This window comes from Anoxybacillus sp. UARK-01 (assembly GCF_002075365.1).
GTDB classification, from domain to species: Bacteria; Bacillota; Bacilli; order Bacillales; family Anoxybacillaceae; genus Anoxybacteroides; species Anoxybacteroides rupiense.
In genome coordinates this window covers 22,178-44,512 of record NZ_NASY01000004.1, presented here as the reverse complement: position 1 = coordinate 44,512, position 22,335 = coordinate 22,178, and the positions used below count along the sequence as shown (strand labels likewise).

20 protein-coding genes and 4 pseudogenes are annotated in these 22,335 nt (G+C 42.1%); 3 read left to right on the top strand and 21 right to left on the bottom strand.

All coding sequences use genetic code 11. The annotated features are described in order from the left end of the window. Positions 1-28: 28 nt before the first annotated feature. The 19 genes from nuoK to upp all read right to left on the bottom strand — a co-directional run bounded on the left by nuoK (position 29) and on the right by upp (position 14,055). Entirely contained in the window at positions 29-343 is a 315-nt protein-coding gene (gene nuoK / locus B6A27_RS00725; protein WP_044741562.1) for an NADH-quinone oxidoreductase subunit NuoK, read from the bottom strand. Then, positions 340-852, bottom strand: coding sequence for an NADH-quinone oxidoreductase subunit J (locus B6A27_RS00720; RefSeq protein WP_080859569.1), 513 nt, complete (start codon positions 850-852; stop codon positions 340-342). Before B6A27_RS00720 ends, nuoK begins: the two co-directional genes overlap by 4 nt. Next, complete coding sequence (gene nuoI, locus B6A27_RS00715; RefSeq protein WP_044741560.1) at positions 849-1,268, bottom strand: NADH-quinone oxidoreductase subunit NuoI; 420 nt, start codon at positions 1,266-1,268, stop codon at positions 849-851. Before nuoI ends, B6A27_RS00720 begins: the two co-directional genes overlap by 4 nt. Before the next feature lie 30 nt (positions 1,269-1,298). Further along, the gene (gene nuoH / locus B6A27_RS00710) at positions 1,299-2,303 is read right to left on the bottom strand and encodes an NADH-quinone oxidoreductase subunit NuoH (protein ID WP_066150594.1); all 1,005 of its coding nucleotides are present in this window, start codon (positions 2,301-2,303) and stop codon (positions 1,299-1,301) included. Then, entirely contained in the window at positions 2,300-3,400 is a 1,101-nt protein-coding gene (locus B6A27_RS00705) for an NADH-quinone oxidoreductase subunit D (protein ID WP_080859566.1), read from the bottom strand. The genes nuoH and B6A27_RS00705 overlap by 4 nt, the downstream gene beginning before the upstream one ends. A gap of 3 nt (positions 3,401-3,403) precedes the next feature. Continuing rightward, positions 3,404-4,393, bottom strand: a complete 990-nt coding sequence (locus B6A27_RS00700) for an NADH-quinone oxidoreductase subunit C (RefSeq protein WP_080859564.1) — start codon at positions 4,391-4,393, stop codon at positions 3,404-3,406. 3 nt (positions 4,394-4,396) lie between these two features. Next, positions 4,397-4,909: a NuoB/complex I 20 kDa subunit family protein gene (locus tag B6A27_RS00695; RefSeq protein ID WP_080859562.1), complete on the bottom strand. Its 513-nt coding sequence runs from the start codon at positions 4,907-4,909 to the stop codon at positions 4,397-4,399. Further along, positions 4,900-5,268: an NADH-quinone oxidoreductase subunit A gene (locus tag B6A27_RS00690; RefSeq protein WP_044741595.1), complete on the bottom strand. Its 369-nt coding sequence runs from the start codon at positions 5,266-5,268 to the stop codon at positions 4,900-4,902. Before B6A27_RS00690 ends, B6A27_RS00695 begins: the two co-directional genes overlap by 10 nt. Before the next feature lie 386 nt (positions 5,269-5,654). Then, a complete protein-coding gene (locus B6A27_RS00685) occupies positions 5,655-6,056 on the bottom strand; it encodes a F0F1 ATP synthase subunit epsilon (protein WP_044741555.1) in 402 nt (133 codons plus the stop codon). A gap of 25 nt (positions 6,057-6,081) precedes the next feature. Next, positions 6,082-7,503, bottom strand: a complete 1,422-nt coding sequence (gene atpD, locus B6A27_RS00680) for a F0F1 ATP synthase subunit beta (RefSeq protein WP_044741554.1) — start codon at positions 7,501-7,503, stop codon at positions 6,082-6,084. 61 nt (positions 7,504-7,564) lie between these two features. After that, positions 7,565-8,419, bottom strand: a complete 855-nt coding sequence (locus tag B6A27_RS00675; protein ID WP_066150606.1) for a F0F1 ATP synthase subunit gamma — start codon at positions 8,417-8,419, stop codon at positions 7,565-7,567. 85 nt (positions 8,420-8,504) lie between these two features. Then, positions 8,505-10,013 (bottom strand): F0F1 ATP synthase subunit alpha, encoded by a 1,509-nt coding sequence (gene atpA / locus B6A27_RS00670; RefSeq protein WP_066150609.1) that lies wholly within the window; start codon positions 10,011-10,013, stop codon positions 8,505-8,507. Positions 10,014-10,038: 25 nt separating this feature from the next. Continuing rightward, positions 10,039-10,575: a F0F1 ATP synthase subunit delta gene (locus tag B6A27_RS00665; protein ID WP_044741551.1), complete on the bottom strand. Its 537-nt coding sequence runs from the start codon at positions 10,573-10,575 to the stop codon at positions 10,039-10,041. Continuing rightward, positions 10,572-11,093, bottom strand: a complete 522-nt coding sequence (gene atpF, locus B6A27_RS00660; protein WP_066150851.1) for a F0F1 ATP synthase subunit B — start codon at positions 11,091-11,093, stop codon at positions 10,572-10,574. Before atpF ends, B6A27_RS00665 begins: the two co-directional genes overlap by 4 nt. A gap of 137 nt (positions 11,094-11,230) precedes the next feature. Next, entirely contained in the window at positions 11,231-11,443 is a 213-nt protein-coding gene (gene atpE, locus B6A27_RS00655) for a F0F1 ATP synthase subunit C (protein WP_017436872.1), read from the bottom strand. A gap of 56 nt (positions 11,444-11,499) precedes the next feature. Next, complete coding sequence (gene atpB, locus B6A27_RS00650; protein ID WP_066150612.1) at positions 11,500-12,213, bottom strand: F0F1 ATP synthase subunit A; 714 nt, start codon at positions 12,211-12,213, stop codon at positions 11,500-11,502. A gap of 27 nt (positions 12,214-12,240) precedes the next feature. Continuing rightward, positions 12,241-12,597, bottom strand: a complete 357-nt coding sequence (locus B6A27_RS00645) for an ATP synthase subunit I (protein WP_066150614.1) — start codon at positions 12,595-12,597, stop codon at positions 12,241-12,243. 4 nt (positions 12,598-12,601) lie between these two features. Then, the gene (locus tag B6A27_RS00640; RefSeq protein ID WP_044741546.1) at positions 12,602-12,823 is read right to left on the bottom strand and encodes an AtpZ/AtpI family protein; all 222 of its coding nucleotides are present in this window, start codon (positions 12,821-12,823) and stop codon (positions 12,602-12,604) included. Positions 12,824-13,425: 602 nt separating this feature from the next. Next, positions 13,426-14,055 (bottom strand): uracil phosphoribosyltransferase, encoded by a 630-nt coding sequence (upp, locus tag B6A27_RS00635; protein WP_044741545.1) that lies wholly within the window; start codon positions 14,053-14,055, stop codon positions 13,426-13,428. A 275-nt stretch (positions 14,056-14,330) separates the two neighbouring features. Between upp and B6A27_RS00630 the strand changes: the two are divergent. The 3 genes and pseudogenes from B6A27_RS00630 to istA all read left to right on the top strand — a co-directional run bounded on the left by B6A27_RS00630 (position 14,331) and on the right by istA (position 19,653). Next, positions 14,331-16,017: pseudogene (locus B6A27_RS00630) on the top strand (IS1182 family transposase). A gap of 724 nt (positions 16,018-16,741) precedes the next feature. Further along, positions 16,742-17,913, top strand: a pseudogene (locus tag B6A27_RS19315) (ISL3 family transposase). A gap of 849 nt (positions 17,914-18,762) precedes the next feature. Beyond that, on the top strand, positions 18,763-19,653 hold the full coding sequence (gene istA, locus B6A27_RS18935; RefSeq protein WP_080859558.1) for an IS21 family transposase: 891 nt from the start codon (positions 18,763-18,765) through the stop codon (positions 19,651-19,653). A gap of 530 nt (positions 19,654-20,183) precedes the next feature. Here istA and B6A27_RS00610 read toward each other — a convergent pair. Both B6A27_RS00610 and B6A27_RS00605 read right to left on the bottom strand, forming a co-directional pair. Further along, positions 20,184-20,602 (bottom strand): annotated as a pseudogene (locus tag B6A27_RS00610) (transposase). Between the two features lie 625 nt (positions 20,603-21,227). Then, positions 21,228-22,077: pseudogene (locus tag B6A27_RS00605) on the bottom strand (tyrosine-type recombinase/integrase). Positions 22,078-22,335: the final 258 nt, after the last annotated feature.

Genomic DNA, 22,335 nt, shown 5'->3' with positions numbered 1-22,335 from the left:
ATGGTATCGGAACACTTCCCTTGTTTCACTAATGCTTCATCGAATCCATTTCATCTATATGGACCGTCTTCCGATTGCGGTAAAGCGCCATTAAAATCGCTAATCCAACAGCCGCCTCGGCTGCCGCAACCGTGATCGTAAATAAAGCGAAAACTTGTCCTGTGATGCTCGGATTCACGCCATATTTACTAAAAGCAACTAAATTAATATTCACCGCATTCAGCATTAACTCAATACAGATTAGCACAATGACCGTATTGCGCTTTGTTAATGCCCCATATAACCCAATACAAAACAAAATTAATGCAAGCACAAGGTAGGCAGACAAAGGAACGGTACTCATGATTTCGCCTCCTCGTCTTCTTTTTTCGCTAATACAATCGCTCCCACAAGTGCCACTAGTAAAATCACAGAGGTAATTTCAAATGGTATCACATATTTTGAATAAAGCGCGATCCCGATTTGCTCTGCATTTTTTTCATGAAGATGCGTCGCTTGCTCGCCGAAATCTAAACGATAAATACCAGCATATACCGCTGCGCCAAAAGCAAAGACAGCAAGCGCCGTTAACACCTTTCGCCAAAATCCTCCCGTTGTCGTTTTCCCTTCATCCTGATGGCGCGTCAGCATAATGCCAAACAGCATAATAATCGTAATGGCCCCTGAATAAATCAGCACTTGAACAGCAGCCACAAATTCCGCAGATAAAAGAATGTATATTCCGGCGATGCTGACAAAAGTAAAAATCAAGGAAACAAACATATGCATCACTTTTATCACATTTAGCATGAGCACACCACCAGAAATGGCAACAAGCGCAAGGACCAAAAATGCGAAATATTCACCGCTCACGGTTTATTCCCCTTTCGCACATTTTCATCATTTTCATCAAGCCATTCCAAGTTTTTAAACAAGGCGTCACGACTATATTCCGCCAGCTCGAAATGATTGGTCATGACAATAGCTTCGGTTGGACAAACTTCCGTACAGAGATCACACAAAATACAGATCTCAAAATTAATATCGTACGTATCAATAATTTTCCCTTTTTTAGTGGGATCCGGATGCTTCTTTCCGGTCAGCTGAATACAGTCCGTCGGACAAATAGCCGCACATTGATTACAGACGATGCATTTTTCTGGATAAAATTTTTGAATGCCGCGAAATCGATCCGGAAGCGCCAATGGCTCATTCGGATAATCATACGTTACCTTTTGTTTCGTTAAATTGGAGAGGGTATACTTTAAACCTTTCGCTAATCCTAGCACAACGGACACCCCTTTTTCCGGTTATTTTCGTTACGAGAAGAAAATCGTTTTTATCAGCGCCGTTATAAAAATGTTGGCTAATGCAACAGGAAGCAATACCTTCCATCCAAATTCCATCAGCTGATCGGCTCGCAGTCGCGGAAATGTCGAGCGGAACCAAATAAGCACAAAAACAACGATGCTAAATTTCAGTGAAAACCAAATAGCTCCAGGAATAAAACCAAGGAACATCACAGGCTGCCAACCGCCCAAAAATAAAATAGTGGTCAAGGATGCCATGGCAAAAAGGTATACATATTCTGCGAGCATAAAGAACGCCCAACGAAAACCAGAGTATTCAACATGGAAGCCGGCAACAAGCTCGGATTCGGCTTCGGGTAGGTCAAACGGCGTTCGATTCAACTCGGCGACGGAAGCAATAAGAAAAACGAGAAACCCAATTGGCTGAATAAAAATGTACCATACATGCTTCTGCGCTTCCACAATATCGTTTAGATTTAAGCTTCCCGTTAATAAAATAATCCCAATCACTGACATCACAAGTGGAATTTCGTAGGAAATCATTTGTGCGGCTGCCCGCATGCCTCCAAGGAGCGCATACTTATTATTGGACGCCCAAGCTCCCGTCAAAACGCCAATCGTTGATAATCCAGACACAGCAATGTAGTAGAGAAGTCCAACACCAATATCAGCAAATTGAAGTGAATCGGTAAAAGGTAGTGTAGCTAATACCATAAAGGCTGGAGCAAACGCAATAACGGGAGCTAAAATGAATAGTGGCCTATCAGCTGCTTTCGGAATGGTATCTTCCTTGATGAGAAGCTTTAAAACATCCGCTACCGTCTGTAAAAGCCCCCATCTTCCCCCCACTTGATTCGGACCAATTCTCCCTTGCATAAACCCCATGACTTTTCGCTCCGCTAAAATACCATATGTAACAAACCCTAATACAACGAGGAGCAAAAGAACACCAAGTCCGAAAAAGATAGCAAGATTCGTCCAGCTAGGCACAGAACGCAGCAACTGCTCCATCAGCCATCCACCTCCCCAAGTACAATATCAATCGCGCCAAGAATCGCAATTAAATTCGCAATGTTTTCTCCCTTTAAGAGCTTTGGAAGGATTTGCAGGTTATAAAACGATGGCCGACGGAACTTAAGACGATACGGTTCTTTTTTTCCATCACTAGCAATATAGCAGCCTATTTCTCCTCGTGGGGATTCAATGCGGACAAATGCTTCTCCTGGCGGTGTTTTAATAATGCGCGGCACTTTCGCCATAATCTCCCCTTTTTCCGGAAACTGTTCACATGCTTGTTCAATGATTTTTAATGATTCTTCAATTTCGGCAAGGCGGCATTCATAGCGAGCAAAGCAGTCGCCATCTTCACGGACTGGAATGTCAAAATCAAATCGGTCATAGATAGAGTAAGGCTCGTTTTTGCGCAAATCCCATTTTACCCCTGTACATCGAAGATTCGCACCGCTTAATGAATAGCTTAGCGCTTCTTCTTTTGTATATCGCCCTACGCCCATTACGCGATGACGAAAAATTTCATTTCCAGTGACCAGTTCATGATATCCTGCCAGCTGCTTCCGCATATATGGCACAAACTCTTTTACTTTCTCGATCCATCCATCTGGAGCATCCCACTTTACACCGCCGACACGCATATAATTGAACGTGAGACGCGCGCCTGATAATTCATTTAATAGATTAATAATCATCTCCCGCTCACGAAATGCATATAAAAACGGGCTAATGGCGCCAATGTCTAATAAATACGTTCCCCACCATACTAAATGGCTGGCAATTCTGCCGAGCTCCATAGCCAATACCCGCAAATACTCCGCGCGATCTGGCACTTTCATTCCCATCATCGTCTCCACAGCATGACAAATGACATAATTGTTGGTCATCGCCGATAAGTAATCCATTCGATCGGTATATGGGATAATTTGTGTATATTGTAAATTCTCAGCTAACTTTTCCGTTCCTCGATGAAGATAACCGATAACGGGTGTAGCTTCTTGAATAATTTCTCCATCGATTTTAAGTACGAGACGAAATACGCCGTGTGTGCTTGGATGCTGCGGGCCTACATTAAGAAGCATTTCCTCTGTTCGAAGCATCGGCTACACCTCCACATCATATGGCTCATAATCTTTTCGAAGCGGATGTCCGACCCAATTTTCCCCTAAAAAGATGCGAATTAAATTAGGATGTCCTTGGAAGCGAATACCTAACAAATCATACGCCTCGCATTCCGGCCAATTCGCGCCTGGCCAAAGCGGAACAAGCGACTCAATTTCAGGATGATCGCGATCCAGCTTCACTTTTAATGCGACTGGCTGATCGTTTTTATAAGAATAAAGATGTACATACACCTCCATATGTGTTCCAAAGTCCGTTCCATGGAGCTCCGACAAATAATCGAAGCCTAGTTGCTCATTATATTTTAAAAACTGGGCGACTTTGTAATAGGTCGTTCTCTTGGCAACAAGCGTCGGCACATCCTTGGAAAGTCGGTTAATATAGGCAGCTTCTAAGACATCTTCCCCAAGATGCTCATGAATTACCTTTATATACTTATCAAGAAGCGGTTGATTCGGCGATGGAGTTTCCTCCGGCTTGGCGGTTTCGGCTGCTCCTGCCGCCGCTTTTGCCTTCGCTGCTGCCGCTGCTTTTGCTTTCGCTGCAGCAATCGCTTTTGCCTTTTCTTTGGCAAGATCCTGTTCATGATCACTGCCATCGCCTTGCTGTTTCGCCAACGCCGCCGCTTTTGCCTTCGCCGCTGCCGCCGCCTTTTGCTTCGCTAGCTCTAGGGCGTCTCCCCCTGGCACTTCCGATGACGGCTCTTGTGCCTTTTGTTTCGCCAACGCCGCCGCTTTCGCCTTCGCCGCTGCTGCCGCCTTTTGCTTCGCTAGCTCTAAGGCGTCTCTTTCTTCAGATATAGGCTTGCCTTCTTCCTCATGTGATGGAAGCTTTTCTAAGGGAAGCTCTGCTGTATCTTCTTTAGATGTTTTCTCCGCTTGCTCCTTTGCTGCCATCCGTTCACGCGCCAATCGTTTGGCCCGTTCCGCTGCTTCCTTTTTAAGCTGCTGTAAATCTTTCTCATCGCTCATCTATTACAGCACCTTCTTCCCCATCTTTGCTTCGTAGCGAATCTTTTCTTTTAATTTATTAATTCCGTAAATTAATGCGGCCGGATTTGGTGGACAGCCCGGGATATACACATCTACCGGAACAATCTGATCCACGCCTTTCACTACACAGTAGGATTTGACATAAGGACCGCCCGCCGTCGCACAGGACCCCATGGCGATCACCCATTTCGGTTCCGGCATTTGGTCATATAAGCGGCGAACGATCGGCGCCATCTTTTTCGTTACGGTTCCCGATACAATCATGACGTCAGATTGGCGGGGAGACGTACGGAAAAAGGAGCCAAATCGATCCAAATCGTAATGGGAGGATCCTACTCCCATCATCTCGATGGCACAGCAAGCGAGCCCAAAGGTTAGAGGCCATAGCGAATTGCTGCGCGCCCAAGCCTTCAATTGCTCAAGGGTTGTTAAAAAAACATTTCGTCTTAATTCTTCCATTTCCTCTTCTGGAACATTTAACAATTTTATGTCCATTTTAACACCTTCTTCTTCCAAGCATATGCAAGTCCAATCACAAGCATGGCTACAAAAATAAGCATTTCAATCAACGCAAATAAACCAAGGCGATTGTAAGCAACAGCCCAAGGATACAAAAATACCGTTTCTACATCAAAAATGACAAACAACAGAGCAAAAATGTAGTAGCGTACATTAAATTGAATATGCGAATCGTGAAAGGGTTCAATTCCACTCTCATAAGTAGTCTGTTTTGCATCGTTAGGAGCATGGGGACGCAAAATTCGCCCTGCGGTCAAAGCAACCATTGGGAGCAAAATTCCAAGACATAAAAACACAAAGACGATTAAATAATTATTCAAATAGACATTGAGCAATGCTTCATTCGCCTCCTTTTTTTCTGATAAATAACAATTGAACAAAAATATAAAAAAATGAAAATTTGTAATCGTTATCATTATAACATTTATATCCAGAAGTGTCGACAGACCGCCCAGTCTTGCCAATAATAAATATTTTTATTTTTCAAATAAATAAAAACAGGAGAAAATCTCCTGTCCAAACTTTCGCAAACGCTTTCATTTCGCGTTACTGAACTCGCTCATCCGCTCATGAATGTTTTGGTTCGATTTTGCATCTTCACTCGGTTTCATTCTTTGCCTGCCAAGCGTTTTCAACCTTGAATGAATGATGGATAAAATGTTTGTAGACAAAGCCAACGTTGGCTTTGTCTACAGCCTAAAGGCAGGGAACTCCCCTGCCTTTAACGTTTTCCAGCTATCTCTAACCGATTGATCGCTCGTCTTAAAGCAAGCTCGGCGCGTTTGAAGTCAATATGATCCTGTTTGGCCTCCAAACGTCTTTCTGCCCGTTCTTTTGCTGCTTGTGCGCGAACTACATCAATGTCTTCCGCTTTTTCTGCTGCTTGCGCGAGCACGGTTACTTTGTCGGGACGAACTTCTAGAAAGCCGCCGCTGACTGCGATAAGTTCTGTTTTTCCGTCTTTTTTTAAGCGTATTGAACCGATCTCAAGCGGAGCAACAAGCGGAATGTGCCCCGGCAGAATGCCGAGCTCTCCGCTTTTTGCCTTCGTGCTGACCATTTCAACGTCCGCTTCATACACCGGGCCATCAGGAGTAACTACATTGACTTTAATCGTCTTCATCACAAAAGCCTCCTATGTCCCTAAATTAGACTTCTACGCCCATTTGTTTCGCTTTTTCCACTACTTCCTCAATGCGGCCTACAAGACGGAACGCATCTTCTGGAAGATGGTCGTATTTTCCTTCCAAAATTTCTTTGAAACCGCGAACGGTTTCTTTTACAGGCACGTAAGAACCTGGCTGACCTGTAAATTGCTCCGCAACGTGGAAGTTTTGCGATAAGAAGAATTGAATACGGCGAGCGCGCTGAACCACAAGTTTATCCTCGTCAGAAAGCTCGTCCATACCAAGAATGGCGATAATATCTTGCAATTCTTTGTAGCGCTGCAACGTTTGTTGCACTTTACGTGCCACTTGATAGTGCTCTTCACCAACGATTTCTGGCGAAAGCGCGCGAGATGTCGAAGCAAGCGGGTCTACCGCAGGATAAATCCCCATCTCAGACAATTTACGCTCCAAGTTCGTTGTCGCATCTAAGTGTGCGAACGTGGTTGCTGGAGCTGGGTCTGTATAGTCGTCCGCTGGTACGTAAATCGCTTGAATCGATGTTACTGAACCAACAGCAGTTGATGTAATTCGCTCTTGTAATTGGCCCATCTCTGTCGCAAGCGTTGGCTGATAACCTACCGCAGACGGCATGCGTCCTAATAGCGCCGAAACCTCGGAACCCGCTTGCGTGAAACGGAAAATGTTATCAATGAAGAACAACACGTCTTGCCCTTGCTCGTCACGGAAATATTCCGCCATTGTCAAACCTGTCAATGCTACGCGCATACGCGCACCAGGCGGCTCGTTCATTTGTCCGAACACCATCGCCGTTTTGTTAATAACGCCGGAATCCTTCATTTCATGATAAAGGTCGTTACCTTCACGAGTACGCTCACCGACGCCCGCGAATACCGAGATACCACCGTGCTCTTGAGCGATGTTGTTGATAAGCTCTTGGATTAATACCGTTTTACCTACACCGGCACCACCGAACAGACCGATTTTTCCACCTTTGATGTATGGTGCAAGAAGATCGACAACTTTAATTCCTGTTTCAAGGATTTCTACTTGAGTGGAAAGCTGTTCAAATTTTGGTGCTTGTTTATGAATGGAATCGCGACGTGCATCCGCCGGAATTTCTCCATCTAAATCAATTGGCTCTCCCAATACGTTGAATACGCGGCCAAGTGTCACATCACCGACAGGCACGGAAATTGGCGCCCCTGTGTCAATGACTTCCATGCCACGAATGAGACCGTCCGTAGAAGCCATCGCAATCGTACGAACAGTATCGTCGCCAAGGTGAAGGGCCACTTCTAATGTTAAGTCAATATCGACTTCATTTTCGTTGCGCGCTTTATGTTGGATTTTAAGGGCGTTGTAAATCGCAGGAAGATGTCCGCTTTCGAACTTTACGTCTACAACTGGACCCATAATTTGAAGAACGCGTCCTTTTGTCATCCGTTTTCCCTCCTAACTTGCTACTTGAACGTCTCTCTGACGCATGCACCGACGCAGCTGGTTATTGCAGCGCATTAGCTCCTGCCACGATTTCCGTAATTTCTTGCGTAATCGCTGCCTGACGGGCACGGTTATATGAAAGTGTAAGCGTACGAATAAGTTCTTTTGCATTATCAGTCGCATTTTTCATTGCCGTCATGCGCGCCGCATGCTCACTTGCTTTGGCATCTAACAATGCCCCATAGATCAAACTTTCGGCATATTGCGGCAAAAGCACTTCCAAAATTTCTTCTTGTGACGGCTCAAATTCATAAGATGTTCGTTTTTTCTCAGCCACTAAATCCGTAAGCGGCAAAAGCTTTCTTTCCGTTACATCTTGTTGAATCGCGCTTACGAAATGGTTGTAATACATATATAGCTCGTCAAACGTACCGTCAGCAAACATGCCTACTGTTTGGCTGGCAATTCGCTTTATATCAGCAAATGATGGCTGATCTGGCAATCCGGTAATGTTTAAAACAACCGGGATATTGCGCTTTTGGAAAAAGTTCAAGCCCATACGGCCAATGGCAATGATCGCATATTCATCTGTCGATTTATGACGCTCCTGAATGGTTTGATAAACCGTTCGAAGAATGTTGCTATTGTATGCACCAGCTAATCCGCGATCAGATGTAATAACCAAATAGCCCGTCTTTTTGACAGGACGTTTCACTAGCATCGGGTGATTGACTGAACTGCCTAATGAAATGTTTGCTACAACCTCTTGAATTTTTTCCATATAAGGAACAAACGATTTCGCATTGGTTTCAGCGCGATGCAGTTTTGAAGCGGAAACCATCTCCATCGCCTTTGTAATTTGGCTTGTTTTCTTCGTCGAGTTGATTCGCGTCTTAATATCGCGTAATGATGCCAAAGGTTTTCACCACCTTTTTTGCGCTGAATCTATTGATAGAGACAAGGAACAGAAGGCTTCACGCCCCTTCTGCTCCTGCCGCCTTTTATTCAGAAACAACAAATGTTTTCTTGAAATCTTCGATCGCTTTGTTGAGATCTTCTTCGCTTGGAAGATCTTTTGTCGTGCGAATATGATCAAGAATGTGCTGGCCGTTTTGATCAAGCCATGTAAAGAATTCTTTCTCAAAACGACGAATATCTTCAACCGGAATATCATCTAAGAATCCGCGTGTTAATGCGTAAATGATAGCCACTTGTTTTTCTACTGGAAGCGGTTCGTGCAACCCTTGCTTTAACACTTCAACTGTGCGCGCACCACGAGCAAGCTTTGCTTGTGTCGCTTTGTCGAGGTCTGAACCGAATTGCGCGAATGCTTCAAGCTCACGATACGCAGCTAAGTCAAGACGAAGCGTACCCGCTACTTTTTTCATCGCTTTAATTTGCGCAGAACCACCTACGCGAGAAACGGAAAGACCCGCGTTGATTGCCGGACGCACACCAGAGAAGAATAAGTCAGATTGCAAGAAAATTTGTCCGTCTGTGATTGAGATAACGTTCGTCGGAATATAGGCAGAAATGTCCCCTGCTTGTGTTTCAACGAACGGCAATGCAGTTAAAGATCCTGCTCCTTTTGCATCGCTTAATTTCGCCGCACGCTCTAAAAGGCGAGAATGCAAGTAGAATACGTCCCCTGGATACGCTTCACGGCCTGGAGGACGGCGCAATAATAGGGAAAGCTCACGGTAAGCGGCCGCTTGCTTCGATAAATCATCATATACGACAAGCACATGCTTTCCTTTATACATGAAGTATTCTCCCATTGATACCCCAGCGTATGGAGCTAGGAATAGCAATGGAGCCGGTTGCGAAGCAGAAGCAGTGACAACGATTGTGTACTCTAACGCGCCATGCTTGCGCAATGTTTCAACAACGTTACGAACCGTTGATTCTTTTTGTCCGATTGCTACATAGATACAAATCATGTTTTGGTCTTTTTGGTTCAGAATCGTATCGATCGCAACCGATGTTTTACCTGTTTGACGGTCTCCGATAATTAACTCGCGCTGACCGCGGCCGATTGGAACAAGTGCGTCAATCGCTTTAATACCTGTTTGTAATGGCTCATGTACTGATTTACGATCCATAACCCCAGGTGCCGGGCTTTCGATTGGACGAGTCTCCGTTGTTGCAATCGGTCCTAATCCGTCTACCGGCTGTCCTAATGGGTTGACGACACGGCCGATCAATGCTTCACCAACAGGAACCTCCATAATACGGCCTGTCCGACGAACTTCATCGCCTTCTTTAATATCTGTATACGGACCTAAGATAACGATACCAACATTGTTTTCTTCAAGGTTCAGTGCCATTCCCATGACACCATTTGCAAATTCAACGAGCTCCCCTGACATGACATTGTCAAGGCCATGTGCGCGCGCGATACCGTCACCAACTTGGATTACTGTACCTACATCGCTCACTTTGATTTCAGACTGATAGCTTTCAATTTGCTTTTTTATCAGCGCGCTAATTTCTTCAGCTCTGATGCTCATGCATTTCACCCCTATCTATAAATCTTTAGCCAATAAGCTGACGTTGAAGTCGTTCTAATTTTCCGCTGACGCTTCCGTCATAAATGCGATTGCCGATACGCAGCTTCACACCGCCAATTAAGCTTGGATCAATGATGTTTTGAATGTGAAGGGTTGCTTTGCCCACCTTCGCTGCAAATACTTGCGAAAGCGCCTGTTTCTCATCTTCCGTTAGCGGTCGGACAGAATATACCGTTGCTTCTTCCGCGCCGCGCGCTTCATTTGCAAGTGCAATAAATTCATCCGCCAGTGACTCGACAATGTCGATACGATGGCGATCAAGCAGCAACTGAAGCGTATTTTGCAAAGGCGTTGACAGTGTAGCAAACACTTCTTTGATTAATGCCTTTTTCTTGTCTATCGAGAGCTTCGGATGAGTCAATACGGACAGAAATTCCGGCTGTGCAGCAAACACTTGCTGAATCACACGGATTTCTTCTTCAAACTGATCAAGGAGCTGCTGTTCATTGGCGATTTGAAAAAGAGCTAACGCATAACGCTTTGCTACGACTTCTTTGCTCATCGCCCTTCTCCTACCTCTTGGATATATTCATTGATCAGCTTCGCTTGATCTTGCTCGCTTAATTCTTTTTCAATGACTTTTGATGCAATCAATACAGATAAAGATGCCACTTGCTCACGCAACGCAGCAACCGCCTGCTCTTTTTCGCGCTCGATTTCTTTTTTCGCCGCTTCTTTTAAACGCTCGGCTTCCTCACGAGCCGCTGCGATAATTTGCTCTTTTTGCTCTTCGCCAAGCTTGCGAGCATTTTCAATTAATGCTTGCGCTTCCTGACGCGATTGCTTCATAAATGCCCGCTGCTCTTCCGCAAGCTTTTTCGCCTCTTGATGGTGTTTTTCTGCTTGTTCAATTTCATTAGCAATATGCTCTTCGCGTTGTTTCATAATGCCCATTAATGGACCAAACGCAAATTTCCGGAGCAATGCTAATAAGATGACAAAGATAAGCAATTGGAAAATGATATCACCTGTGTTGAGTCCTGTATGATGCTCAGCAGCACCCAATAAAAACATGTTCATGCTTATTAACACCGCTTTTCACTCCCTTCAGCCGCTAAACTTTTTCATAAAATGGCAGGGTTTACATGTAATGTACATAAAGGAATGGCGAAGGTGATCGTCTGCACGAACTTCGCCATCACATAAGGAAATATTGATTATCTGTTCATAACGATGAATGAGATAACTACGCCGATAATCGGTAACGCTTCGACTAACGCTACCCCGATGAACATCGTTGTTTGAAGTACAGGACGCAATTCCGGCTGACGAGCGATTCCTTCCACTGTACGACCTACGATTAAACCGTTACCAATACCAGCACCAAGTGCTGCCAAACCTACTGCAATAGCAGCTGCAATTAAATTCATGTTAAATATCCTCCTTCTATTTATGTCATATAATTTTTTTGGATAAAAGTTTATCATTAATGGTCTTGGCTCACCTTATGTGCCATATAAACCATTGTTAACATAGTAAAGATAAATGCTTGAATACAGCCTACGAAAATACTGAATGCTTGCCAAACCATCATCGGAATGGCAGCGCCAAGCGCGCCAAACACGCCGCCGTTTGTGGCAAGCCCCGCCAACAGCCCCAGCAAAATCTCTCCGGCAAAAATGTTACCGTAAAGACGCAAGCCCAATGTTAAAGTATTAGAGAATTCCTCAATAATTTTCAACGGGAATAGAAAGGCCATTGGCCGTAAGTAATCACGACCATATTCTTGAACACCTTTAAGCTTTACGCCATAATAATGCGTGAGGCCGACGATCATGACTGCAAGAGTCAACGTAATGGTTGGATCGGCAGTTGGAGACTTCCACCAAAGCGTATCTCCGAAACGGACAGAAAACGGCAGACCGAGCATATTCGCTACAAAGATGTACATAATGAGCGTAACACCTAATGTTAAGAAGCGGCCGCCCGTTTGCCAGTCCATAGTACTGTTAATGATTCCCCTCACAAAATCAAACACCCACTCCAAAAAATTTTGCATTCCCCGAGGGCGAAGCTGAAGAGATCTTGTTGCAGCAATAGCAATAATAAACACAATGAGACTTGTAATGGTCGTCATTAAGATGTTGGACAAATTAAATGTCAGTCCCAACCATTCAACAATCGGTGCTTTATGTTCCAACTTTTTTCACCTCTCTTTCCATTTATGTTATTTATTTTTGTGCAAAAGAAAATCTATTATAATGACAGTATAGGATGTCATTAATCCTATCGTAACAGGAATGATGGAGAAATATTGCGGATATTCGATGGCAATCGCCGCAGCCAAGACAGCGGCCGCTAAGCGCGAAAACGTTCCGAGCGAGCGGGCTTTTTTGCCTTGAGCGACCGCTCGTCCGAATTTTTCGACTTTCCGGACTAGACTCCACAACAAAAACAGACTGATCACCGTTCCTAAAATCAAGCTTAAGAAAACGGTTTTATAGCTTGTAAAGCCCCAGCCTAGCGTGTAAAGAGACAATAGATAAAATATGTATTTTTGCTGTCTTAAGAACATTTGCTGCATGCCTTTACTCCTCTGGGAAATATTGACGAATCAAGCGAAACATCGCATATATGCCTGCCGCAAGACCAATCAGAAGCCCTACAACAAGAAAGATGGGCTCCGTGCCAAGCTTTTCGTCAATCCATTTCCCGCCAAAAATCCCTATCAAAATCGAACCAACTAGCTGGGATACGATCCCGGACATGAGACCGATCGCTTGAAGGGGATGGCGCTGTTTTGGACGCATACACATACATCCTTATGGTAAAAGTTTTTGTAGATAAACCTCGTGAAAACCTTATCATTATATCCCCTGTAAGCATACAATAGGCATCGTCCAATGTCAACGTGTTTAGCCAATAAATTCAAATAAATTATTAATATTTTGTGACATTTCCTCATTTATTTTTCATATTGTTATTGTATAATATAATATTTATATTTTTCACTATCAAATTTTTCCTTCATTTCTGCGAATCTGCTCCCTTTTCACGCGGAACCTGAGGGTTTGTCGTTCCTCTAAAACCATTGCGAAAAATGCATTTCTTGCAAAAGCGATTAGACCCTTCTTCCATATTAAACTTGGTGATGGAAGGAATCTCCTCATAGAAAAAAGCGACAAATCATCTGGATGGGCGCTTGCCTCCGACCTTTAAAAAATGAGGATTCTACTTTTCAATCGGCTATACGGCCGCTCTTTTCATTGTATTCCCCTAAATAAGCGAGCATTGAAGCCAACTAAATCGAAAATTCGTTTATAAAAGTAGAGCAATTCCCGCGTCACTTTTGCTTCATATGAAAAAAACGCCAAGCACCCATGTTAGCATGCTCAGCGTTTAACAAAATATACTATTTCGTTCCAAATAGTCGGTCTCCTGCATCTCCAAGCCCTGGAACAATATAGCCGTGATCATTTAATTTTTCATCAAGTGCGGCAATGTAAATATCAACATCCGGATGCGCCTTTTTGACCGCCTCAACCCCTTCAGGAGCAGCGATTAAACACATGAACTTAATGTGTTTCGCTCCGCGCTTTTTTAATGAATGAATGGCTTCAACGGCTGAGCCGCCTGTTGCCAGCATCGGATCCACGACAATAAAATCGCGCTCTTCTACGTCTGTCGGAAGCTTGACATAATACTCGACCGGCTTTAATGTTTCTGGATCACGATACAGCCCAATATGGCCGACCTTTGCAGCTGGGATTAGCTTTAAAATGCCATCCACCATGCCAATTCCCGCGCGCAAAATTGGGATAATCCCCAACTTTTTCCCGGAAATAACTTTGGATTTCGCTTTGCTGACCGGCGTTTCGATTTCCACTTCCTCCAGCGGAAGATCGCGTGTAATTTCAAAAGCCATCAATGTCGCTACTTCTTCGACTAATTCACGAAACTCCTTTGTACCTGTTTGCTTGTCCCTGATATATGTAAGTTTATGTTGAATAAGGGGGTGATCAAATACGTATACTTTGCCCATAGTCTCTTCTCCTCTTTTTTTCATGTTGCACTTCTTTATATTTTACCGAAAAAATGACATCTGTTCAATAACAGTCATGAATGATTAAAAAATTGGGGCTGTCCAAAAAGTCAGGGTAACTGACTTTTTGAAGCCCCTCTCATTTTTTTCATTTTTTAAAAAAGTACACAAAAAAATCGTCCTATCCTGTAAAATGAAGGTACCACCACAACATTCCAGAAAGGACGATTTTTATGAGCAATCAAATGATTACTACTGAAAATTATAACACGCAAATGACACTTTTTCCAGAGACAGAGGAAAAAAAGCCCTCTAAAAGACCATTAGCCCCTACTTTTAAACCCTATGACAATCGTCAAACTCAAGTGATTTTTGATATTGAAGCCCTTATACCAGAACATCACGTCGCACGAGTAGTGGACGAAATGGTGGAATCTGTACCAGATGAGCTATTGTTTTCTCATTATAAAGGCGGTGGCAGAAGTTCCTATCATCCCAAAATGATGCTTAAAATCATTCTGTATAGTTATTCCCAAAAGGTTTATTCCTGCCGTGGAATCGAAAAACTAATAAAAGAAAATCTTCCTGCCATATGGTTAGCTGCGATGCAACAACCCGATTTCCGCACGATCAATGAGTTCCGTGGAGAACGGATGAAGTCCTTGATGGATGAGTTATTTGAAGCGATGATTCTGAAATTGATTGAAGAAAATTACATCACGATGGAAAACTACTTTTTGGATGGTACTAAGATGGAAGCCAATGCCAATAAGTATTCTTTCGTGTGGAAAAAATCAACCTCGAAATTGGAAGCGAAGTTAAGAGAAAAAATTCAAGAAACACTTCAGTACATTCAAGAATTAACCCAATTAGAAGCAGGAACAGCACAAAAAGAGGCGAACGAAGATCCAGAAATCACGGAACAGAACTTGGAAGCCATCGCTCAAAAATTAGAAGAAAAAGTCGAAATCCTAACAGAGGAAATCGAACAGGAATCCGATACAAAAGTTCGGAAGGAAAAACGAGCAGAACGCAAGAAATGGAAAAAACCTTTAAAACTGATTCGAGAAAATTTTTTACCTCGACTAGCCAAATACAAGGAGCAGAACGAAATCTTTGGCGATCGTAACAGCTATTCAAAAACGGATAAAGACGCAACTTTTATGCGAATGAAAGAAGATCATATGAAAAATGGTCAACTGAAGCCAGGGTATAATGTGCAAATCGGGACAGAGAATCAGTTTATCTTGTTTTATACCATTCATCAACGACCAACCGATACACGTTGCTTTATCCCACATTTGGAGAAGCTAGCGTCCACTTCATTACCGATGCCCAAAACAGTCATTGCAGATGCAGGATATGGCAGTGAAGAAAACTATGTATATGCGATTGGTGATGAGAAAGAGCCTCGATTTGATTTTCTCATTCCTTATGGATCCTATGTACAAGAACAGACACGCAAATACAAAAAGGACATTAAAATGCGAAAAACTGGACCTATTGTGAAGAGGATGATTGTTTTATTTGCCCGAATGGAAGAAAAGTAACGTTTAAAAAATATCAAAACAAAAGAATCCGTCTGGTTATGAGCAAAGCTTCAAAATATACGAATGTGAAGATTGTACAGATTGTCCATTAAAAGCGCAGTGCACGAAAGCGAAGGGCAATCGTCAAGTTCACTGGAATACCGTCTTCGAAGAAATGAAAGCGAAGGCAAAAACAGCCCTTGAATGTGAAGAGAAAGCCGCCATCTATGCTCGACGCAAAGTCGAGGTGGAAAGTGTGTTCGGTCACATCAAGGGCAATCGGTCGTTCCGCAGATTTTCATTGCGGGGTCTCGACAAGGTACATGTCGAGTTTGGAATTGTGGCATTAGCCCACAACATACTGAAAGTAGCAGGCATCCGCCAGCTACTTTCGGAGAAAAATCGAAAAAATACAAAAGGGGCTGTCTCATAAGGGTCTGACCTCACGTGCGTTTAACAATATATAGCTCATTTATCCAACATTATGTCATATATATTGTGTTGTGGGGGCTGACTCTTCGATTTTGAGACAGCCTCTTCATTTTAGGGACTTATCAGACAGCCCCATTTTTTTGCATAAAACAAAATAGGTATAGTTGTTGAGTGACAAAAAAGTTGTTTAAATTACATAAATGTTGTTTAAATGCAAAAAAGTCGTTTAATTTTCTTTTTGTACCAACGAAGCAGGATAGAGAATAAGGTAATGAATGGTTAAACCTAAATAAAAAGGTTATTTATTTGCTAATGTCGAAACTCTAAATAGGGAAAACAATATAAGAGACTTGCTTCGATAAATTAATTAAGAGGGGTGGTTTTTAAATGACTTTTTTGTTCGTAAACATAAAATAAAATAATCTAATAAATTGGGAGTTTTTACCGAAAAGATAACGCACTGAAAAGGACATTTTTACTTTGAAAAAACAGGATATAATTTTTTTAGGAAAGTGCGAGATGTAAAGTGATAAAAGGGATGTTTAAATTGTAAAAATATTTAAAAAACACAGTTTGCGGATTAAAATGGAAGTAATATAAAACTTTGGCTCTTCACCACAAAATGTACTTGACAATTAAATTTTTTTGTACATAAAGATACAAAAAAAGCGAAATTTCCTGTATGATAAAGGTGACCAAACCATCAACCATGGAGGAAATTTCGCGTGCATTCTCAGTTGATCAAAGGTTTTATCGATTTACCAGACTTTCTTATTCAAGGAGAACGAAAAGAGGGAGATCGCTGGATTTTCGAACTGTCTCTTCCTCCGCATTGCCCGGTCTGCCTCGTTTGCTTCGGACGTACAACGAAAGTGTCATCCATCCAAACGGAAGCAATGGATCCATGGCTATACTCATACAATCGGTCTATTTTGTATTGAACTCCCTGTTGACAGAAGACGTTGCTCCACTTGTTCCCTTACGTTTACCGTTTCCTATCCGGGACTTCCATCTCACAGTATCGTAACGGAATCGTTTCAACAGTGGGTCGCTCAGCTCTGTATCGAAAAAACGATTCAAGAAGTCGCTCACTTTTTACAACTTGCTTATACAACGGTAGAACGTTGGTTTTATCAATATACCCCGGCTTGTTTGTCAACTTCGGATTCGACCGTTGTATGCGTGGATGAATTCGCTTTCCGTAAAGGACAAGATTATGGAGTAGCCGTAGATGGATGCTCAAACTCGGCGTGCCCTGTCTATGGCTTCAGGAAAGAATGAAGAAGCGATTGCAGAGGTCCTTCAACCTGTCGCTTCAACGGCGAAGTATATCGTCAGTGATTTGGCTCCAGCCATGAGAAAAGCCATTCAAAAAGTGTGTCCAAGATCCATGTTCTCGATCACTTCCATGTCATTCAGTTGTTCACCGATGCACTCAAGCGTTGCCGTAAATACCTTGCTAAAGGTGGAACGAAACATGGAAGCGTTCGCCGTGTTTGCCGATTATTGAGCCAACGGCCAGAAAAGTTGACAGAAGAAGAGAGACAGAACGTTCGACAATGGTGTCAAGAAAGTTCGTATTTACGCCATGTCTATCAAACTCTTCAGCACTTCCGTTACGTATCGAAAAGTCCAACAAGAAAACAAGCCGAAACTCGTTTGGCACAATGGTTTGATCGCCACCTCTTTAGTGAATGTGCGGCTGTGCGAAAGTATTACCAAGGCGCTGCTCGCTCGAAAAGAGGCGGTGCTTTCTTGCATCGTTTTTCCTTATTCCAATGACCCAATGGAAGGAATCAACAACAAAATCAAGTTGATCAAAAGGCGGGGATATGGATACCGAAATATCCAACGCTTTGCTTTGCGTGTGCGTTTAGAGACTGCTATCATATGTTAACGTAAAAATCAAGTACATCTTTTGGTGATGAACCGAAATTTTGTTTTTTACGGTGGTGACTTGAAATGCGTGATTCTAATGACATTTATGCTAATGATAGTGTAGTGGATTATATGACACATCCAAATTTAATAATCATTCTTATCGTTGTAAACATGATATTGATGGCAACAGCTAAAAGAACATTTCCTTTCATAGCTTTCTGTGGTTTATTGCTTTTGTATTGGATTGGATTCGTTTATGATTATAGTTTTACTATGGAAAGAACTCCGCATGAAATACTTAGTAACCTCATGAATATCTTATACATAATATTTCCTTGGATGGTTTGGTGTTTCTTTGTTTACAGTGTCTATTCGAACGTTATAAAACTTTTTAAGCGTAATAAATCTTAAATATAGTGTGTTTAATGAACGAGTGCGTTCGTGTAATAGTAATAGAAGAAGAAAACACCTAGCTTTTACAAGACGAATTTTTTATGTCCTAAAATCAATATTGAATGATGACAGAACCAAATATTTAATAGATAAGGAAAAGATTTATATGAATTCTAGCTAGCTTACAATTTATTGGAGGAATTATTGCTGTAATAATTTTTCGGGTACTATAAAAGGATGAAACTTGTAATTATAGCGTCAATTCTGCTTTTCCCCTCCTATTACTCTCATTCTAGTTTTGCTTTTAGATACATCAGAAAATTCAGGTAACATTTAATATTTATGGTTTGTAACTGCTAAACTAAACTGGACAGTTTCCGACAAATAAAATTGGACACTTATTTACCAAAAACGCTCTTAACAGCTAAGATAGATATTGACATTCTACTTAGTTGCTAGGAGGAAAAGAAAGGTGGATAAGTGGGAAGTGTACATGGAAATTTACCAACTGTTAAAGCAGGGATTTAGTAAAGTTGCAGTAGCTAAAAAGCTAAACATATCCCGAACAACTTTATATCATTATCTTCAGCGGTCACCAGAAGAGATGACGAGGTGGTTAGCTTCCACAAAGCAAAGGCAAAGGAAATTAGATCCGTATCGAGATATGATTTTACAGTGGATTCAGAAACATCCAGACATCTCAGCGTCCCAGATACAAGATTGGTTAGAGGAACGTGATCCAAACCTTTCGGTTGGAGAGAGTACCGTACGTCAATATGTCCGGCATTTACGTGAAGAATGGAAGATACCAAAAGAACTATGTCATCGTCACTATGAAGCTGTTCCGGACCCACCGATGGGAGAACAAGCACAAGTGGATTTCGGTCAAATACGTGTAAAAGATCAACGAGGAAAAGAAGTGCAGTTGTATTTTATCGCTTTTGTTCTGTCCCACTCGCGTTACAAGTATAAAGAATGGTTGAATCGCCCTTTTACGACAAGGGATGTGATCGAAGCACATGAACGAGCTTTTCAATGGTTTGGAGGCATGCCACGCGAACTCGTTTACGATCAAGACAATCTGATCGTTGTGAGCGAAAATGCAGGAGATCTCATTCTGACGGCGGAGTTTGAAGCGTATCGTAGACAGCGAAACTTGACGCTTCATGTGTGCAGAAAAGCAGATCCAGAAAGCAAGGGAAAAATTGAAAATGTAGTGGGTTTTATTAAGCACAACTTTGCCAAACATCGTACCTTTTTGCATTTGGATTTATGGAATGAACAAGGGTGGGAGTGGCTGAACAGAACAGGAAACGGGAGGATTCATAATACAACAAAAAAAGAGACCGGTCGATGTGTTTGAACAGGAAAAAACACACTTACGCCCCATCTCTCTCGCTTTAGATTCGGCACGCGCCGAAATATCTACCCTAGCCAATAGTATAACAAGAACGGTAAGAAAGGACAACACGATTTTATATCGATCCAATCGATACACGGTTCCGCTTGGGACGTATACTCCTTTTGGGAAAACGGTACAGGTCGTCATGAAAGAAGAAACAGAGTTGTGGATATACGATCCTAAAACAGAAAGATGCATAGGAAAACATCGCATCGCCGAAGGAAAAGGGAAACTGATTCAAAACCGTAATCACTTGCGTGATCGTACAAAGGGAATCGATGCTTACATCGAACGAGTAGCCCATCAATTTGAGCAACCGGAGGTGGCGAAAGCATTTTTAGCCCATATTCGAAAAGCCTATCCGCGATATATGCGAGATCAATTACAACTCATCCAGACTCAGCTGGCTCAACATCCTGCATGCATTTGTAGCCAAGCTCTGCAACAATGCATGGAACTACGGTTGTATAGTGCGTCAGAGTTTACAGACGTCATCGGTCACTTGCAACGCCAGGTAACGTTGCACACAACCCATCCAGATATAAGACCGAATATCGCTTTTGTAGAGGACGTGTGTGCCATTTCGCAATGTCTTCCTTTACCACATCCGTGATATGACTAATCGTTGTTGGTGAGTAGGCATTTCCTAAAATTCGTTCAATAAACTTGCCAATCTCACGTGTACTCATGCCACTTTGATACATCTTGATGATGGCTTCCTCGAGCCAGCCGGTATGGCGTTGGTAAGGGGGAACAACTGCGTTTGAAATTCCCCGTTTCGGTCTCTTGGGACCAAAAGTCCTTCAATACGACCATACTGCGTATCTAGATTTCGTTGATAGTAGCCGTTTCTCATATTCGATGTTCCGGCTTGTTCTATTTCGAGGAAATTTTTTATTTCTTCCCGCATGATCCGTTCTAGTTTTTCCTTTACAAACTGACGAATGGCGTTTTCCAGTTGATTGACCCAGTCTACATTCGGTATACTTTTAGACATAGGTAGGGTTCTCCTTTCTCTAAGATTTTTGGCCAAATCAGAGAATACCCTACCTTTTTCTTTTGGTCTAGTAAAATGCTTTACACAAAATTTTATACATCATCGTAACTAGAGATGTATATTTATAAATTTATCCAAAAGTTATAATCTGACAGTAATATAACATAAATTGCAAAAAAAATATAATACAAATTATACCAAAAAATACAACAAAATAACACATTATTCGACAAATATTTTTGATAACCCTTGAATTCATAGCCAGTATACCTTTATATATTTCTTAATATTTCAAATTTTTTATTTTAAATACTTGTACAGTATCATATTAGATAAAATTAGACACATGGCTTTACATGGAGTGACGGACATGTTTTATCACATGTATTTACGACGGCAATCGACATGACGAATCTGTCGAACCTGGATCTCTGCCATCTTTATCTAAATGGAATATTGAATTTGCGTTGCGTGATGCGGCAGATGATAGTAAATCAATTCGTCAAGCCATGGCAAGCAACCATAGCCGACCTTCCCATCATAACTGATTCATTTTTTGAATGAGCTCGTCTTTTGTTGGATTCGTGTATAAAAGCGTAGTATGAATGTTCGAGTGTCCTGTTGATTGGCCACTTCATGTACACTCAATCCTCGGCTAATGGCGTGAGAACAAAAAAATGTCGCAAATCGTGAGGAGTTATCCCTTTTCCGATGTGTTCCGAGTACTCTTTAAACAGCTTATTGATCGTCGTGCGGTTTAACGGTTGATTGCGGTTGCTAATGAAAAGGTACTCACTCTCAATCCCTTTTTCTTTTTGTTCCTTTAACCATAACTCGAGAGCGGATTTAACCTTGTCGTTCATAAATACTACTCGATACTTATCTTCTTTGCTACTTCTTATCGTGATTTCCCTAGAAACAAGGTTGCAATCGCTCATTTTCAGGTTCAGCGCTTCAGAAATTCGCAGTCCAGCATACGCCAAAAGGGTAACTAACGCATAGTTACGCTTATTTCCGCTATCCAGTACCAGTTGACGGAATTTCTCAACGTCTTTCAGCTCCACTTTGGCCAATGAAGCGTATTGTGGCTGTACCTTCATATAATCCTTTTTGGTTAATACCATATCCCGCTGTACTTTCGTTTCGAGCAGAAACTCATTGAATTTGACCAAGGCGTTTAATTTTGTGTTAATTGTTGGTTTTGCTTTCTTAACGGTTCGTAAAAAAGAAATATACTCTTGAACATTCTCACGATGAAGCCGTTTAAACTCTACATCTTTGGATTCATCAAACCATTTCAAAAATCCTGCGACCGACTGCAAATAGCTTTTAATGGTATTTTCGCTTTTCCCTTCTTCCCATAAATATCGTTCGAATTGTTCCAGCATTCCTCTCACCACCTATAAACTATGTTGAATTTTACACTTAAATATTGCCACCATCATCATTACTATTCAACATAGTTCATATTTTATGTTGAATGAAAATGACATTGCAGCAAACTAAGCTACTTCCTAACGATCTACGAACTTATAAAAACGATAATCAATTTTAAGCCACTTATTAATCCCGTAGAGCGTTTTTTAAAGCAAGGGGAAAACCATTACCCTGCCATTTAAAATGCGTTATACGCCAATTTTAGCGGC

Excerpts from the sequence above, each read along its gene's own strand:
- B6A27_RS00645 (WP_066150614.1), bottom strand. The coding sequence starts at position 12,597 with ATGCAGCAAATGTTCTTAAGACAGCAAAAATACATATTTTATCTATTG.
- nuoK (WP_044741562.1), bottom strand. The coding sequence starts at position 343 with ATGAGTACCGTTCCTTTGTCTGCCTACCTTGTGCTTGCATTAATTTTG.
- B6A27_RS00640 (WP_044741546.1), bottom strand. The coding sequence starts at position 12,823 with ATGCGTCCAAAACAGCGCCATCCCCTTCAAGCGATCGGTCTCATGTCC.
- B6A27_RS00700 (WP_080859564.1), bottom strand. The coding sequence starts at position 4,393 with ATGAGCGATGAGAAAGATTTACAGCAGCTTAAAAAGGAAGCAGCGGAA.
- B6A27_RS00665 (WP_044741551.1), bottom strand. The coding sequence starts at position 10,575 with ATGAGCAAAGAAGTCGTAGCAAAGCGTTATGCGTTAGCTCTTTTTCAA.
- B6A27_RS00685 (WP_044741555.1), bottom strand. The coding sequence starts at position 6,056 with ATGAAGACGATTAAAGTCAATGTAGTTACTCCTGATGGCCCGGTGTAT.
- upp (WP_044741545.1), bottom strand. The coding sequence starts at position 14,055 with ATGGGCAAAGTATACGTATTTGATCACCCCCTTATTCAACATAAACTT.
- atpD (WP_044741554.1), bottom strand. The coding sequence starts at position 7,503 with ATGACAAAAGGACGCGTTCTTCAAATTATGGGTCCAGTTGTAGACGTA.
- atpE (WP_017436872.1), bottom strand. The coding sequence starts at position 11,443 with ATGAATTTAATTGCAGCTGCTATTGCAGTAGGTTTGGCAGCACTTGGT.
- B6A27_RS00695 (WP_080859562.1), bottom strand. The coding sequence starts at position 4,909 with ATGGACATAAAATTGTTAAATGTTCCAGAAGAGGAAATGGAAGAATTA.
- atpA (WP_066150609.1), bottom strand. The coding sequence starts at position 10,013 with ATGAGCATCAGAGCTGAAGAAATTAGCGCGCTGATAAAAAAGCAAATT.
- atpF (WP_066150851.1), bottom strand. The coding sequence starts at position 11,093 with ATGAACATGTTTTTATTGGGTGCTGCTGAGCATCATACAGGACTCAAC.
- B6A27_RS00705 (WP_080859566.1), bottom strand. The coding sequence starts at position 3,400 with ATGCTTCGAACAGAGGAAATGCTTCTTAATGTAGGCCCGCAGCATCCA.